Below are 14,361 nucleotides of genomic sequence, written 5' to 3'. Positions count from 1 at the left end.
AATGGGTGGCGATGTGCATCGCAGGAAATGGTGAATGCGTGTTTTCTGCGTCTTTCGCAATGCCTGAAGGCTGGCATGGCTTGGTGCCATCAATGCACGCGCTGATATAGCGCAGCTGACTTCGCGCCATGGGGGTTTCCCGTTCATGGGAGAGAGGTTGGGTGTTGTTGTGAATTGTTTCAAATTGCCGATAACTATTGCTGATAGGCTTTCAGGTTTGCCGGGCAGTGCCGTTTCATTCAATGCGCCCGGCGATGACAAACACTTGGAGAGGGAGCTTCGGTGTCGCGTGTATTAGGAACAGAGAGCGAAGTGCTGGCGCTGTCGCCGGACGCCTCATCCAGCAAGGCCGCCAAGGGCCTTCAATCGCCCGCCAAATGGCCCGCCATGGGCGCCAATGATGTGGCGGTCTGGGGTGAATGCCAGGGCAGCGGCAGCAAGCCCTACCAGACCCAGGTGGACCTGTCGGGGCCTTCCTTCAAATGCTCTTGCCCCAGCCGCAAATTCCCCTGCAAGCACGGGCTGGCGCTGATGCTGATGCGTGCCGGCGGGCAAGTCCCCGAAGGCGTTGATCCGCCCGCCTGGGTACAGACCTGGCTGGACAGCCGCCAGGAAAAGGCCGAGAAGAAAGAGGCCAAGGCTGCCGCCGCAGCGGCCGAGCCGCCACCCGATCCCGAGGTCGCGGCCAAACAGCAGGCCAGGCGCGAGGACAAGCGCTGGGACAAGGTCGAAGCCGGCCTGCAGGAGCTGTCGCTGTGGATGCAGGACATGGTGCGTGCGGGCCTGGCCAACCAGGCCAGCGACACGCAGATGCGCCAGCGCTGGAACAACATGGCCGCGCGCATGGTCGATGCGCAGGCCACGGGCATGGCGGCGCGCATCAAGGATTGCAGGGATCTGGTGGACAGCCACCGCGACTGGCCGCGCGACATGCTGGTGCAGCTGGGCCACTGGCAGTTGATCATCGACGCCGTTCGCCGCCGCGAGTCGCTCAGCCCCGAGGTCAAGGCCGACGTGATGGCCGCGCTGGGCTGGCCCATGGACAAGGCCGAGGTGCAGGCCAGGGGCCAGCTGGTCGAGGACGAATGGCTGGTGGCCGGCCTGCGCATGATCGAGCGCGAAGGCCGGCTCATGGAGCGGCGCGTCTGGCTGCAGGGGCAGCGCACGGGGCGCATGGCCCTGGTGCTGGACTATGCGCAGGGCGGGCGCGGCTTTGAATCGGCCTGGGTGCCGGGCCATCGCTACGGCTGCGCGCTGAATTTCTATCCGGGCCATGCGCCGCTGCGCGCCATTGCGGCCAATGGCAACGGGCCTGCGCTGCCTGCCGATGGCGCCAGCCCGCTGGCCACATCGGCCGTGGGCGACGTCCTGCAACTGCTGGGCCAGCGCATTGCCGCCAACCCGCTGCAGGCCACGCAGCCGCTGTGCCAGGACCGGCTGCGGCTGGTGCCCGCCCAGGGCCAGTGGTTCGCGGCCTGGCCCCAAGCGCCGGATGCATCGCCGGTCGCCCCTGGCACGGCGGCGCCAGTGCAGCCCGTTCCCGTGGCGATTGACGATGCCGAGGCCTGGCGCCTGCTGGCGCTCAGCGGCGGTGCGCCCATGCAGCTGTTTGGCGAATGGGAACCCGGCCCGGCCGTGGGCCGCTGGCGGCTGCTGAGTGCCTGGCAGGCCCGCGAGGGCGAAACCGCCCAGCAATGTATCTGGCAGAACCAGGGTGATCCGGTATGAGCAACGCACAACTTTGGGCTGCGCTGCAGCAATCGGCCATGGTCGGCTCGGACCGGCTGGCCGTGCCGCCTGCGCTGGCTTCGGGCGTGGACCCGTCCGCAACCGGGTCGCAGCAGGCCGTACAGGCCGCGCTGCTGCCCCGCGCTGACGTGGCCGGTGACTCGCCCGCCCAGCAACTGCTGCGCGCCAGCGCCGTGGCGGCCGTGTTCGAGCGGGCCGGCTGGCAGCCTGGCGCGCTGGTGCGCCTGACGGCACCGCTGGCCGTGCCGGCCGCCGCGCCTGCGGAGTCGCGCACCGCGCCTGCCGATGCGCGCCTGCACACCCTGATGGGCGACGTGCTCAAGGACGGCCCATTCGAGCTGCAGGCCTCCATGCTGCGCACCCTGGACCAGGCCGGCCAACGCCTGCCCCATGACCTGCTGGTCCCTGCGCTGGAGCAGGGCCGCCAGTCCGTGGAGCTGCGCCAGTGGCTGGCCCCCGTGCTGGGCGAGCGCGGGCGCTGGCTGGGCGCGCTCAACCCGCAATGGGGCTATGCCAGCGGCGTGGAGGAAACCGCCGACCCCGAACTGGTCTGGCAGGAGGGCTCGGTGGAGCAGCGCGTGGCCCTGCTGCGCAGCGAGCGCGCAACCGATGCCGCCAAGGCCCGCACGCGGCTGGAAGGCAGCCTGAAGGAGCTGGGCGCCAAGGAGCGCCTGCCCCTGGTCCAGGCCCTGGCCGTGGGGCTGGGCATGGACGATGAGCCGCTGCTCGAAAAACTGCTGTCCGACCGCAGCAAGGAGATCCGCGAGAACGCCGCGCAAATGCTCTCGTGCCTGCCGGACAGCGCGCACAGCCAGCGCGTCATGGGCTGGATGCAGTCCATGCTGCAGCAGGACGACAAGGGCCAGTGGATCGTGGAGCCTCCCGAAGAAGGCCTCAAGGAATGGGAGCGCGACGGCATCACGCTCAAGCCCGACGCCTACCACCGTGGCGGCAAGAAGGCCTGGCTGCTGGAGCAGATGGTGCAGCTCACGCCCGTGTCCTTCTGGACCCGCGCCCTGGGCCTGACGCCCCTGGAAGTGATGGAGTGGAGCCGGCGCAGCGACTGGAAGTCCTCGCTGCGCCAGGGCTGGGTGCAGGCCCTGCAGTACCAGCTGGACGTGGAATGGATCGATGCCGCCCAGACCATGGGCCGCGACATGCGCCACGACGCCCTCCTGCCCGCCCTCATGGCCCGGTTGTCCCGCGAGGAACGCGAGTCCCGCTGGATTGCCCAGTTCGAGCGCGACAGGCACAAGCTCATCGATGCCATCGAAGGCATGTCCCAGTCGCTGGGCGGCGCCGAACTGCTTTCGCCAGCGCTGTCGGCGCGGCTGACCGAGGCACTGCACGTGGCCGTGGGCGGCAAGCAGATCACGGGCAACTGGCACAGCTACCGCGCAGACCAGGCCCTGCTGTCCTGTGCGCGCATGCTGGACGTGACCGCGCTGGAGCGCTTTGCCGAACTGTGGCGCAAGCCCTCGGTGCTGGATGCGCAGCCCGAGCCTGAGCCCGAGCCGCAAACCGAACCTGCTGCTGCTGCGGCAGCAGTCACGGCCACCGCTGCCGCCACAGCCGCTGCAGTTGCCGCACCGGCAAGCATTCCCCTCACGCCCCAGCAGCAGGCGCGCCTTGAACGCAGCCGCGTGCGGCCCTGGGACGAGGAGCGCATGCGCGGCCATCTGGAGCGCATCGTCGATCTGCGCCTGGGCCTGCACCAGGCCTTTGTTGCCCTGCGCGGCCCGGCCTGAGCCGCGCCCGTCCTGCCGCATACCCCGAACCGAACCGAATCCAACCCTTATCCCTTCCCGGAAGCACACCATGAGCCAAGTCCTGCGCCAGCATGCCGAACAGCAATTCGCCGAAGAACTCGAAGCCCTGCGCAAGGTGGACGACCGTCCGCGTCCGCCCAACTGGAAACTCTCGCCCTGGGCCGTGCTCCAGTACCTGATGGGCGGCAAGCTCGGCAACGGCTTCGAGGTCAGCCCCAAGTACATCGGCAATCCGCGCCTGATGGAAATCGCCGTCTCCACCCTGGCCACCGACCGCGCCCTGCTGCTGTACGGCGTGCCGGGCACGGCCAAGTCCTGGGTGTCCGAGCACCTGTCGGCCGCCGTCAGCGGCGACTCCACCATGCTGGTGCAGGGCACGGCCGGCACCAGCGAGGAGCAGCTGCGCTACGGCTGGAACTACGCCCAGCTGCTGGCCCACGGCCCGTCCGAGAAGGCGCTGATCCCCAGCCCCCTGGTCAATGCCATGAAGCTGGGCAAGATCGCCCGCATCGAAGAGCTGACCCGCATCCCGGCTGACGTGCAGGACACGCTGATCACCGTGCTGTCCGAAAAGACCCTGCCCGTGCCCGAACTGGGCAGCGAGGTGCAGGCCGTGCAGGGCTTCTCGGTCATCGCCACGGCCAACAACCGCGACAAGGGCGTGAACGAGCTGTCCAGCGCGCTCAAGCGCCGCTTCAACACCGTCATCCTGCCCGTGCCGGCCTCGCAGGACGAAGAGGTGCAGATCGTCACCAAGCGCGTGGCCGAGCAGGGCCGCGCCCTGGCCCTGCCCGCCGAGCCGCCGGCCCTGCAGGAAGTGCGCCGCGTGGTGCAGATCTTCCGCGAACTGCGCAACGGCCAGACCGAAGACGGCAAGACCGTGCGCGTCAAGTCGCCCAGCAGCACGCTGTCCACGGCCGAGGCCATCTCGGTCATCAACAGCGGCATGGCGCTGGCCGGGCATTTCGGCGACGGCGTGCTGCGCGCGGGCGATGTGGCCTCGGGCCTGCTGGGCGCCGTGATCAAGGACCCGGTGCAGGACAGCGTGGTCTGGAAGGAATACCTGGAGACCGTGGTCAAGGAACGCAGCGACTGGAAGGACCTGTACCGCGCCTGCCGCGAGCAGCTCTGAAGCCCGCACTCCCGCACCGCTGACCGACCGCATCTTCTGCGCATCTCCTGCGCACTTCCCGTATGGCCACCTCTGCCAATCCGCTTCATTTCTTCGGCATCCGCCACCATGGCCCGGGCTGCGCGCGCAGCCTGCTGCAGGCCCTGGAGCAGCTGCAGCCCGACTGCCTGCTGGTGGAGGGACCGCCCGAGGGCGAGTCCCTGCTGCCCATGCTGCAGCATGCCGACCTGCAGCCGCCCGTGGCCATGCTGGTCTATGTGCAGGACAGCCCGGCCCATGCCGCCTTCTATCCCTATGCCGAGTTCTCGCCCGAATGGCAGGCCCTGCAATGGGCGGCGCGCCAGGGCGTGGCCACGCGTTTCATCGACCTGCCCCAGACCCACCGCATGGCGCTGGACATGGCCGAGCAGGAGCGGCGCCGGGCCGAGGCGGCGGCAGCAGATGCAGCGGATGCGGCCGATGGAGGCCAGGATGCAGATGCCGACACCGGCTCCGGCTCCGGCTCCGACACCGACACCGACACCGGCTCCGGCTCCGGCTCCGGCTCCGGCTCCGGCTCCGATTCCGTCGCCGCTGTGGCAGACGGAAGCCAGCTCCAGAGCAATGCCGCCGAGGCCCTGGACCGCGACGACACCACGCAGTCCGTGCCGGCTGCCGACCTGGCCGTCGATCCCTCGGCACCGTCCCCGCAGGACTGGCACGATCCGCTGGACCTGCTGGCCGAGGCCGCTGGCTACCCCGACGGCGAAAGCTGGTGGAACCGCATGGTCGAGGAACGCGGCGACGGTGCCACCCTGTTCGAGGGCATTGCCGAAGCCATGACCGTGGTGCGCGCCGAGCTGCCCAACGAAGTGCGCGGAGAACGCCATGCCCAGCGCGAGGCGTTGCGCGAAGCCTGGATGCGCCAGTGCATGCGCGAGGCCGTCAAGGCCGGCCACCAGCGCATTGCCGTGGTCTGCGGCGCATGGCATGTGCCTGCCCTGCAGGCCCAGGTCACCGCCAAGGCCGATGCCGCCGCGCTCAAGGGCCTGCCCAAGGCCAAGGTCCAGGCCACCTGGGCTCCCTGGACCTACCGCAACCTGTGCGCGTCCAGCGGCTATGGCGCGGGCGTGGATTCGCCGGGCTGGTATGAACATCTGTGGCGCTGCTCCGAGCCTGTGCCCGAGTCCTTGTCTCAGTCCGCACCTGCTGCCGACCCGGCACGCGCCAGTACCCAGCGCACCGTCGGCTGGCTGGCGCGCGTGGCCCATCTGCTGCGTTCCAAGGACCTGGACTGCTCCAGCGCCCACATCATCGAGGCCACGCGCCTGGCCGAAAGTCTGGCGGCCCTGCGCGGCCACGCCAGCCCCGGCCTGCCCGAGCTGGACGAGGCCATCGTCACCGTCATCAGCATGGGCGAGCGCACGCCGCTGCGCCTGATCGAGCGCGAACTCAGCGTGGGCGACCGCATCGGCGGCGTGCCCGCCGACGTGCCCCAGGTGCCGCTGCAGCGCGACATCGAGCAGCAGCAAAAAAGCCTGCGCCTCAAGCCTGAGGCGGCCGCCAAGGTCCTGGCCCTGGACCTGCGCAAGGACACGGACCGCGAACGCAGCCACTTCCTGCACCGCCTGCGCCTGCTGGGCATAGAGTGGGGCAGCGTCACCACCGACCAGCAGCGCAACCGCGGCACCTTCCGCGAAAGCTGGCAGCTGCAGTGGGAGCCCGAGCTGGCCGTGCGCATCATCGAGGCCAGCCGCTACGGCGGCACCCTGGTGCAGGCCGCTGCCGCCAAGGTGCGCCAGGCGCTGACGCCCGAGACCCCGCTGCCCGAGCTGGCCAAGACCATCGACGACGCCCTGCTGGCCGACCTGCCGCACCTGGTCGATGCCCTCATGCACGACCTGGCCGACCGCTCGGCCAGCACCGGCGATGTTTCCCAGCTCATGCAGGCGCTGCCGCCGCTGGCCAATGTGCTGCGCTACGGCAGCGTGCGCCAGACCGACACCCAGGCCCTGGCCACGGTGATCGACAGCATGGCGTTGCGCGCCGCCATCGGCCTGCCCCTGGCCTGCATGGCGCTGGACGAAGACGCTGCAAGACACATGCAGGCCACGGTGCTGCAGGCCCACGAGGCCCTGCGCCTGCGCGATGCCGAAGAGCCGCGCGAAGCCTGGTTCGGTGCCCTGCGCAGCATTGCCATGGGCGACGCGGGCGCCGCCTTGCTGCGCGGCGCGGCCTGCCGCCTGCTGCTCGATGCCCACCGCCTGGACAGCGAGGCCGTGGCCACGCAACTGGGTCGCAATCTCTCGCTGGGCGTGCCGCCGCTGGACGCTGCCGCCTGGCTGGACGGCTTTCTCAACCGCCAGGCCCTGGTGCTGCTGCACGACGACGCCATCTGGGGCGCCGTCGATGCCTGGCTGGCGCAGCTGGGCGAGACCCAGTTCACCCAGATCCTGCCCCTGGTGCGCCGCAGCTTCTCGGCCTTCTCCAACCATGACCGCCAGAGCCTGGGCGAAAAGGCCCGGCGCGGCCAGGGCAGTGCGGCCGTGGCGGCCGCATCCGCAGGTGCCACGGGTGCCGCAGGCGCGGCAGGCGATGGGGACGACGGCGCCTGGAACGAGGCGCGTGCCGTGCTCGCCATTCCCGTACTCGATCAACTGCTGGGCCTGAACCTGCCCGTGCAACCGCTGACCCGCCTGCAGGAGGCCCAGCCATGAACACCGCTGCCACCGTGAACGATGCATCCCTTACCGGCGCCGACCCGCAGGAGACCGCCCCCAGCCCACCACCCGCCTGCAACGCTGGCGCCTGGTGCTGGGCCAGCCGTCCGAGGCCAGCTGCGGCGGGCTGGGCCCCAAGGGCAGCTCCATCGACGAGATGGACAAGGCCCTGGCCGCGCTCTACGAAGAGGACAACAAGGACGGCGGCCTTTCGCGCCGCGGCGGGCGGGGCAACTCCTCGCCCAGCGTGGCGCGCTGGCTGGGCGACATCCGCAAGTACTTTCCCAGCCAGGTCGTGCAGGTCATGCAGCGCGACGCCATGGAGCGCCTGAATCTGCGCGAACTCATGCTCCAGCCCGAAATGCTGGAGCATGTGCAGCCCGACGTGCACATGGTGGCGGACCTCATCTCCCTGGGCTCCGTCATCCCGCAGAACACCAAGGAGACCGCGCGCATCGTCGTGCGCAAGGTGGTGGACGACCTCATGCGCCGCCTGGAAGAGCCCATGCGCAGCGCCGTCTCGGGCGCGCTGGACCGCAGCCAGCGCAACCGCCGCCCGCGCCATTCCGAGATCGACTGGAACCGCACCATCCGCGCCAACCTGCGCCACTGGCAGCCCGACTACCGCACCATCGTGCCCGAGACCCTGGTCGGCTACGGCCGCAAGGTGCGCCGCCCGCAGCGCGAAGTCATCCTGTGCATAGACCAGAGCGGCTCCATGGCCAACTCCGTCGTCTACTCCAGCATCTTCGGTGCCGTCATGGCCAGCCTGCCGGCCGTCGCTACCCGTCTGGTGGTCTTCGACACGGCGGTGGTGGACCTGACCGACAAGCTCTCCGACCCCGTGGACGTGCTCTTTGGCGTGCAGTTGGGCGGCGGCACCGACATCAACCGTGCCGTGGGCTACTGCCAGGGCCTGATCAGCGAGCCGCGCAACGCCATCGTCGTGCTCATCTCCGACCTCTATGAAGGCGGTGTGGAAAGCGGCCTGCTGCGCCGCGCCTCCGAACTGGTGGAGTCGGGCGTGCAGTTCATCACGCTGCTGGCGCTCAGCGACGAAGGCGCCCCTGCCTACGATGCGCAACTGGCCGCCAAGCTGGCCGCGCTGGGCGTGCCCTCGTTCGCCTGCACGCCGGATGCCTTCCCGCAGCTCATGGCTGCCGCCATCCGCCGCGACGACGTGGCGGCCTGGGCGGCAGGGCAGGGCTTCAAGACCAGCAAGTGACGCACGGCCGGTCGGCCCCGTGACCGGGCTGGCCGCCGGGCATCTCCTACATGGGCAGGACATGCCCAGGCCCCATGATGGCGCCCAGGCAAAAAGAAGTTCCCCGAACAATTCACTGGAGTAATGCGATGGCTGGTGCTGGTTTGCTGATGCTGCTGGACGATATTGCAGCGATCCTGGACGACGTGGCCCTCATGACCAAGGTGGCGGCACGCAAGAGCGTGGCCATGGCCGACGATGTGTCTGTCATGACCAAGGTGGCCGCGCAGAAGACGGCCGGCGTGCTGGGCGATGACCTGGCCCTGAACGCCCAGCAGGTCACGGGCGTGCGGGCCGAGCGCGAGATTCCCGTGGTCTGGGCCGTGGCCAAGGGCTCGCTGATCAACAAGGCCATCCTGGTGCCTGCGGCGCTGCTCATCAGCGCCTTCATTCCCTGGGCTGTCACGCCGCTGCTCATGGTCGGCGGTGCCTTTCTGTGCTTTGAGGGTTGCGAGAAGCTGGCCCACAAATTCCTGCATTCGCCCGAGGAAGATGCCGTGGAGCGCGAACGCCTGACCCAGGCCAATGCCGATGCGGGCGTCGATCTCGTCGCCATGGAAAAGGACAAGATCAAGGGCGCCGTGCGCACCGACTTCATCCTCTCGGCCGAGATCATCGCCATCACGCTGGGCACCGTGGCCTCGGCGCCGTTCGGGCAGCAGGTCGCCGTGCTGGCGGGCATTGCCCTCATCATGACCGTGGGCGTCTATGGCCTGGTGGCCGGCATCGTCAAGCTCGATGACCTGGGACTGTGGCTGGGCCAGCGTGCCAGCGCCGCGGCCCGCGCGCTGGGCCGGGGCATCGTCGCCGCCGCGCCCTGGCTGATGAAGGGGCTGTCCGTTGCGGGCACGGCCGCCATGTTCCTGGTGGGCGGTGGCATCCTCGTGCACGGCGTGCCTGCGCTGCACCACGCCGTGGAAGGCCTGGGCGAGGCCGTGGCCCAGGGCGCGCTGGGCGGCCTGTGGCGGGTGCTGGCCGTCAATGTGCTCAATGCGGTGGCCGGCATCGTGGCCGGTGCCATCGTGCTGGCGGCTGTCGAAGGCATCAAGCGCCTGCGCCGCCGCTGAGTCGCGGCAAACATCGCCGGCCGGCCCTGCAGCCGGCAAGGCACGCCACGGGGGCCGGACGGCCCCCGTTTGCATGGAATTTTCGCTTTGGCGCATCGCATTTGACTGTGGGCGCAAGCACATGCATTCCCCCTGGAACTCCGCAAGGCCAGGCGTCCTCCTGTCCCTTGGCGGCGGCGCAACGCGTTTGCGCCTGCCGGCCGCCGAGGCTCCGGGAACGGCCTATTGCCGCAGCGGAGCCGTTGTCGGGACCGGGCGGCTGAATTCGCATCCGCACCGGTCCCTGGGTGTTCATCAGGGGGACTTCATGATTTCCAACCTCACCAAGGCCAGCGTGCTGCGGTCCGTCATCGCCGGCTGCACGCTCGCACAAGCGGGCAGGGCCGAGAAACTCAGCACCGAGCGCGCGCGCACGGCGCTCAACCGCATCTGCGAGCTGCTGCATCTGCCCAACGACCTGGCCGCCATCCACGCGGAGCCGCAGCTGTACCTCGAATCCCTGGCCCACTTCGAGAGCCTGCCCCAGTTCGAGCTGCGCACGCCGCTGGTGGCCAAGCTCAAGCAGGTGCTGGGCCTGCGCTCGTCCAGGCAACTGACGCCGGCCGTGCTCGCGCAGGTCAGCGCGTCACAGCTCATCAACCAGGGCGTCTCCATCATCGCCCTGGCCGATCTGCAGGAGTGGCTGCTCAAGCATGACCTGTCGCTGATGCATGGCCCGCCCATCACGGATATCGACTTCAGGGAGGCCAGAAAGGCCATTGCCTTGCTCGACGCCTTCGACTTCGACACCGAATCGCTGGAATGGCAAATGAATCACCTGGCCCGCAAGCGCGGCCGGGCCAGGAGCCGGCCTGCCCCGCCTGCCTGCGCAGTGGAATCCCTGCCTGCCGTCAGCACCACAGGGGCTGCGCCCTAATATCGGGGCTTCCCAACAAGGCCCGATACACCATGAAGTTCTCCTTGCTTGCTGCCGCGGCTGTGGCATTGCAACTGCTGGCGCCGGCTCCTGCCCTGGCGGCCGACGACATCGTGTTCAAGGACAGCGCCGGCCGCGTGCTCAGGCGCAGCGACCTGGACAAGGCCGATGGCCGCTTCAGCTGGGAACTGCCCTCCGCCACACCCGTCAACCAGGCCGCGCGCGATGCCCATGCCTTGGGCCGCGCTGCAGGGCAGAACGGCGATTACCGCGCCGCCCTGGCACATTTCGAGACCGCCTCGAAGCTGGCGCCCCGCTGGCCCTATCCCATCTACGACGCTGCATTCACCTACCTGCTGCAAAAGGACTTTGACGCGGCCTATCGGCATTACCGGCGCGTGGATGCACTGGCGCCCAGGGGCTTCTTCACCGCCAAGACGGCCGTGCACAGCCTGCGCATGGAGCGTGACGGCAAGCTCCCCCAAGGCACCTACCTGCGCTACCTTGCCCTGGAATGGGAAACCGACCGCGACAAGACGCGCCAGGCCGCCTTGGCCATGACCCGTGAGACGCCCGGCTTCGCTCCCGCCTGGAAGACCGCTGCCCATCTGGAGGACGACCCCGCAAAACGTCTCGCCCTGCTGGACAGCGGCCTGAAGGCCGACCCCGATGCCGAGACCCGCGGCTTTCTGCTCCTGAACAAGGCCATGGTGCTGCGCGAACGCAACCGGATCCCCGAGGCCATGGTGATGCTGGGAGAGCTTGCGGTAGACCCGCAGTCTCCGCTGGATGTCGAGGCCCTGGCGCGGCACACGCTGGCGCAGTGGGCGCGGCCTTGACGCTGGCACCTGCACATTCCGCCCTGCAGCCCGCTCAGCGCAGGGCGAGCTCCACGGCCTCCGCAGACAACCCGTAGGCCTCCACGAAGACCTCGATGCGGTCCTGCGTCTGCGCGTTCACAAACGTCTCCATGCCCACGCTGTCCATCTCCCCTGACAGCATCTGGCCCGTATTCACGGGGCGGGTATCGAGCTGCTGCGCCAGCACGCAGCTGTCCTCTCCCTCCGGCTGCAGGCCGATGAGCCCTGTCTGGTTGTTGATGGCAATCACCCTGGCTTGTCTTTGCATGCTCCACCCTGTCGTCTGAATCCGTCGTTTCTGGAATGGCGAGAAGGCGTCGCCTTGTGCAACGCCCCTGCCTGTCCTGGCGACTGTAGGCAAGGCTTGGGGACGGCGGTAGAGGCCCGGGGCTTGGTGGACTGCCAAGGGGAATTTACGAATGGCTGTCTGGTTTTTTGTTTTTGCTAGTGAATGTGTGTGGAAGATTGCAGCAACAGCTGATTTGAGATTGCCTAGAATAGGTCGGCAAGTGACCTCAAAGGAGCAAAAGATGACCATCATCCGTACTACCGTGGATGACAAGATCTACGACAGCGCTGCCGACATACTTTCTACGCTGGGCATGGATGTGAACGCCGCCGTGCGCATGTTTCTGCAGGGCGTTGTGCTGCACAACGGCATTCCCTTTGACCTGCGGCTGACTGCGGAGCAGGTGCAGGCGATGCGGCTGCGTCGCGAGACAAACCGGCAGGCCACTTTGGAGGCGAGAGAAATCGCCAGAGGCGGTGAACCTGGACATGCCTCTGTTGAAGCCATGCTGCAGGCCCTGGAAAAGGATGAAGCCTGATGGCCGGCAAGAAGGGCTACAGGCTGCGCACCATCGCGTACACCAAGACCTTCAAGAAGGACTACCAGCGCATGGCGGCATCAGGCCGCTACGACATGACACTGGTGAACCAGGTCGGCGGCCTGCTCATCGCCCACACGGCGCAGCAGGTGCTGTCGGCGCAGTGGAGCGATCACGCCTTGATCGCCGACGATGAATGGGACGCGGGCGATCGGGATATTCATCTGGGGGGCGACTTCCTGCTGATCTACCGCATTGATCCGCATCCCGAAGCCAAGGACATGGAGATCGTCATCTTCAAGCGCCTTGGAACCCACAGCGATCTGTTTGGCTGAGCGCGGCCATCGCAGGCCGCGGGCAGCCTCCCCTCTCAGCTTCCCAGCGCCCCGCGCACGGCAGCGCGCTCGCCCATGCGCTTGAAATGCGCCTGCACCTTGGGGAAGCCGGCGATGTCCACGCCGTCGCCTTCCAGCCAGCCGGCAATGGTGAACAGATAGGCGTCGGCCACGGAATAGTCCGAGCCCAGCACCCAGGGGGCATCGCCCAGGTAATGGCGTTCGATCACTCCAAAGCATTCGGCCATGTTGGCTGCCACCTTGCGCTGCATGGAGGCAATGGCCGCTTCGTCATCGGCCCAGCGGCCTGCGCGGCGCCCGTGGGCATGGGCCACGTGCACGGTGGAGGACAGGTAGCTGTGGAAATCCTGCATGTGGGCAAAGGCATACGCATCGTCGAGCGGGGCGAGCCGGGCCTCGGGGAAGCGGCGCGCGACGTAGGCGAGCAGGGCAGGCGTTTCGGTGAGCACGCCGCGCTCGGTCACCAGGGCGGGCACGCGGCCCTTGGGATTGATGGCCAGGTATTCGGGGCTGCGCTGCTCGCCCTTGGGGAAGTCGAGCTTGATGACTTCGTGCGGCGCATTGGCTTCGATCAGGGCGATGCGGGTGGCCAGGGCGCAGGTGCCGGGCGCGTAGTAGAGCTTGAGGGTGGTCATGAAAGAGACGGGCAGGAATGGGATACGTGCAGATTCTGCAGCCGGCGCCGATGGCCGGGCCGGCCCTCCAACTTAGTGCGTATCGCACGGCCGTGCAAGCGGCATCTGCGTCTTTGCTTATGCCGGTCCGGGGTGTTACAGCGCCCGGCTTCCTGTCCTGTCGAAAGGAGCCGTCAATCGCCGGCCGGGTCACTGCCCTGACCGATCACCTTCATGCGCTTCTCCACATCCTTGATCAATGCAGACGGCGTGATGTCCAGGGCATCGCAAAGCTGAAACAGCATGCGGATGCTTGGGCTGTTGCGGCCCAACTCTATCAACGACACATAAGAACGGTCCATGTCTGCGCGCAGAGCCAAGTCTGTCTGCGACCAATTGCGCTTTGTTCTCAGGCTGCGCAGCGCCTGTCCGAATGCCTGATCTGGTTCCACGTTGCTTGCTCAAAATATTCAGCAAGGTTCGCTCTAGGCAATTGGTGATTTGTTGAATATATTCAGCAAAATAATTGGCTTCGATAGATTGAGCCAAATATGTTGGCGCGCGCCAAAAAAGCCTTGGCAAGAGTTCACGCAAATCAGGGGGAGGACGTAGTCAATGCACCAATGCAACTGCGACGGCGCAATGCCATGCGATTGCGAAGAGCAGGTCAACGATGCGCTGTGCCAGATGGGCGCTGCACTGAGCGTGCTGGAGATGCATGCCGAGCGCGTGCAAAGCCCGGAAATCTCTGCTGTCCGTGATCTGCTGCACCGCTACCACGAAGAGGCCCACCATGCGGCGGGCCTGGTGCACATGGCCGCGCCGGTGGTCTGCCTGCTGAACGATCTGTCTCTGAACCTGCGGCGGATCATCGCCCTGGTCGGGCGGCTCCATGGCGACGACAACGACGATCCCATCCTCTACGCGGTGAGCTATCTGTTGCTGTCCGCCAGGCGTTTTGCCGAGGGCGGGGCCTGCACGGAGGCCCTCCTGGCCGGCAGCAATGGCCGCGCCGAGAACCAGTAAGCCGCAGCCACGGCCTCGCACCTAGAACCCGGCATCACACATCGGTGGCCGCTGGCCTGCCGCGCAATGCGTTGCATGCATC

14 protein-coding genes are annotated in these 14,361 nt (G+C 67.7%); 11 read left to right on the top strand and 3 right to left on the bottom strand.

What is annotated here, in order from left to right; translation table 11 throughout:
* The first annotated feature begins 282 nt into the window (after positions 1-282).
* The 8 genes from BO996_RS22530 to BO996_RS22495 all read left to right on the top strand — a co-directional run bounded on the left by BO996_RS22530 (position 283) and on the right by BO996_RS22495 (position 11,435).
* Positions 283-1,728 carry an SWIM zinc finger family protein gene (locus BO996_RS22530; RefSeq protein ID WP_071956466.1) on the top strand — a complete coding sequence of 482 codons (1,446 nt, stop codon included), beginning with the start codon at positions 283-285 and terminating at the stop codon, positions 1,726-1,728.
* Positions 1,725-3,497, top strand: a complete 1,773-nt coding sequence (locus BO996_RS22525; protein ID WP_071956465.1) for a DUF5691 domain-containing protein — start codon at positions 1,725-1,727, stop codon at positions 3,495-3,497. Before BO996_RS22530 ends, BO996_RS22525 begins: the two co-directional genes overlap by 4 nt.
* Before the next feature lie 70 nt (positions 3,498-3,567).
* Positions 3,568-4,650, top strand: coding sequence for an AAA family ATPase (locus BO996_RS22520; protein WP_012206645.1), 1,083 nt, complete (start codon positions 3,568-3,570; stop codon positions 4,648-4,650).
* Positions 4,651-4,712: 62 nt separating this feature from the next.
* Complete coding sequence (locus BO996_RS22515; protein WP_071956464.1) at positions 4,713-7,346, top strand: DUF5682 family protein; 2,634 nt, start codon at positions 4,713-4,715, stop codon at positions 7,344-7,346.
* Positions 7,347-7,371: 25 nt separating this feature from the next.
* Positions 7,372-8,574 carry a VWA domain-containing protein gene (locus tag BO996_RS22510; RefSeq protein ID WP_071956463.1) on the top strand — a complete coding sequence of 401 codons (1,203 nt, stop codon included), beginning with the start codon at positions 7,372-7,374 and terminating at the stop codon, positions 8,572-8,574.
* Between the two features lie 128 nt (positions 8,575-8,702).
* Entirely contained in the window at positions 8,703-9,680 is a 978-nt protein-coding gene (locus tag BO996_RS22505; protein WP_012206642.1) for a DUF808 domain-containing protein, read from the top strand.
* Positions 9,681-9,987: 307 nt separating this feature from the next.
* Positions 9,988-10,596: a hypothetical protein gene (locus tag BO996_RS22500; RefSeq protein ID WP_065346618.1), complete on the top strand. Its 609-nt coding sequence runs from the start codon at positions 9,988-9,990 to the stop codon at positions 10,594-10,596.
* Positions 10,597-10,628: 32 nt separating this feature from the next.
* Positions 10,629-11,435 (top strand): hypothetical protein, encoded by an 807-nt coding sequence (locus tag BO996_RS22495; protein WP_071956462.1) that lies wholly within the window; start codon positions 10,629-10,631, stop codon positions 11,433-11,435.
* 34 nt (positions 11,436-11,469) lie between these two features.
* On the opposite strand, the gene BO996_RS22490 is transcribed toward BO996_RS22495, so the two are convergent.
* Positions 11,470-11,724 carry a hypothetical protein gene (locus tag BO996_RS22490; RefSeq protein WP_012206639.1) on the bottom strand — a complete coding sequence of 85 codons (255 nt, stop codon included), beginning with the start codon at positions 11,722-11,724 and terminating at the stop codon, positions 11,470-11,472.
* A gap of 262 nt (positions 11,725-11,986) precedes the next feature.
* Here BO996_RS22490 and BO996_RS22485 point away from each other — a divergent pair, with 262 nt between their 5' ends.
* Together BO996_RS22485 and BO996_RS22480 are read left to right on the top strand one after the other, a co-directional pair.
* Entirely contained in the window at positions 11,987-12,283 is a 297-nt protein-coding gene (locus tag BO996_RS22485) for a type II toxin-antitoxin system RelB/DinJ family antitoxin (RefSeq protein ID WP_046986771.1), read from the top strand.
* Positions 12,283-12,618 carry a type II toxin-antitoxin system YafQ family toxin gene (locus BO996_RS22480; RefSeq protein ID WP_012206637.1) on the top strand — a complete coding sequence of 112 codons (336 nt, stop codon included), beginning with the start codon at positions 12,283-12,285 and terminating at the stop codon, positions 12,616-12,618. Before BO996_RS22485 ends, BO996_RS22480 begins: the two co-directional genes overlap by 1 nt.
* Positions 12,619-12,653: 35 nt before the next feature.
* On the opposite strand, the gene BO996_RS22475 is transcribed toward BO996_RS22480, so the two are convergent.
* Both BO996_RS22475 and BO996_RS22470 read right to left on the bottom strand, forming a co-directional pair.
* On the bottom strand, positions 12,654-13,274 hold the full coding sequence (locus BO996_RS22475) for a glutathione S-transferase family protein (protein ID WP_034396003.1): 621 nt from the start codon (positions 13,272-13,274) through the stop codon (positions 12,654-12,656).
* A gap of 173 nt (positions 13,275-13,447) precedes the next feature.
* Positions 13,448-13,705: a helix-turn-helix domain-containing protein gene (locus tag BO996_RS22470; RefSeq protein ID WP_034396000.1), complete on the bottom strand. Its 258-nt coding sequence runs from the start codon at positions 13,703-13,705 to the stop codon at positions 13,448-13,450.
* Positions 13,706-13,895: 190 nt separating this feature from the next.
* Between BO996_RS22470 and BO996_RS22465 the strand changes: the two genes are divergently transcribed.
* Positions 13,896-14,279, top strand: a complete 384-nt coding sequence (locus BO996_RS22465) for a hypothetical protein (protein WP_083571187.1) — start codon at positions 13,896-13,898, stop codon at positions 14,277-14,279.
* The last annotated feature ends 82 nt before the right edge of the window (positions 14,280-14,361 follow it).

The sequence above is a fragment of the Delftia sp. HK171 genome, from assembly GCF_001886655.1.
GTDB lineage: Bacteria > Pseudomonadota > Gammaproteobacteria > Burkholderiales > Burkholderiaceae_C > Comamonas > Comamonas acidovorans.
The sequence above is the reverse complement of the archived record's forward strand: the minus strand, read 5'-3'. Positions and strand labels throughout refer to the sequence as shown.

Bases quoted from the DNA above. Each gene is read 5' to 3' on its own strand.
- BO996_RS22525 (WP_071956465.1), top strand. From the start codon at position 1,725: ATGAGCAACGCACAACTTTGGGCTGCGCTGCAGCAATCGGCCATGGTC.
- BO996_RS22520 (WP_012206645.1), top strand. From the start codon at position 3,568: ATGAGCCAAGTCCTGCGCCAGCATGCCGAACAGCAATTCGCCGAAGAA.
- BO996_RS22515 (WP_071956464.1), top strand. From the start codon at position 4,713: ATGGCCACCTCTGCCAATCCGCTTCATTTCTTCGGCATCCGCCACCAT.
- BO996_RS22505 (WP_012206642.1), top strand. From the start codon at position 8,703: ATGGCTGGTGCTGGTTTGCTGATGCTGCTGGACGATATTGCAGCGATC.
- BO996_RS22500 (WP_065346618.1), top strand. From the start codon at position 9,988: ATGATTTCCAACCTCACCAAGGCCAGCGTGCTGCGGTCCGTCATCGCC.
- BO996_RS22495 (WP_071956462.1), top strand. From the start codon at position 10,629: ATGAAGTTCTCCTTGCTTGCTGCCGCGGCTGTGGCATTGCAACTGCTG.
- BO996_RS22490 (WP_012206639.1), bottom strand. From the start codon at position 11,724: ATGCAAAGACAAGCCAGGGTGATTGCCATCAACAACCAGACAGGGCTC.
- BO996_RS22485 (WP_046986771.1), top strand. From the start codon at position 11,987: ATGACCATCATCCGTACTACCGTGGATGACAAGATCTACGACAGCGCT.
- BO996_RS22480 (WP_012206637.1), top strand. From the start codon at position 12,283: ATGGCCGGCAAGAAGGGCTACAGGCTGCGCACCATCGCGTACACCAAG.
- BO996_RS22475 (WP_034396003.1), bottom strand. From the start codon at position 13,274: ATGACCACCCTCAAGCTCTACTACGCGCCCGGCACCTGCGCCCTGGCC.
- BO996_RS22465 (WP_083571187.1), top strand. From the start codon at position 13,896: ATGCCATGCGATTGCGAAGAGCAGGTCAACGATGCGCTGTGCCAGATG.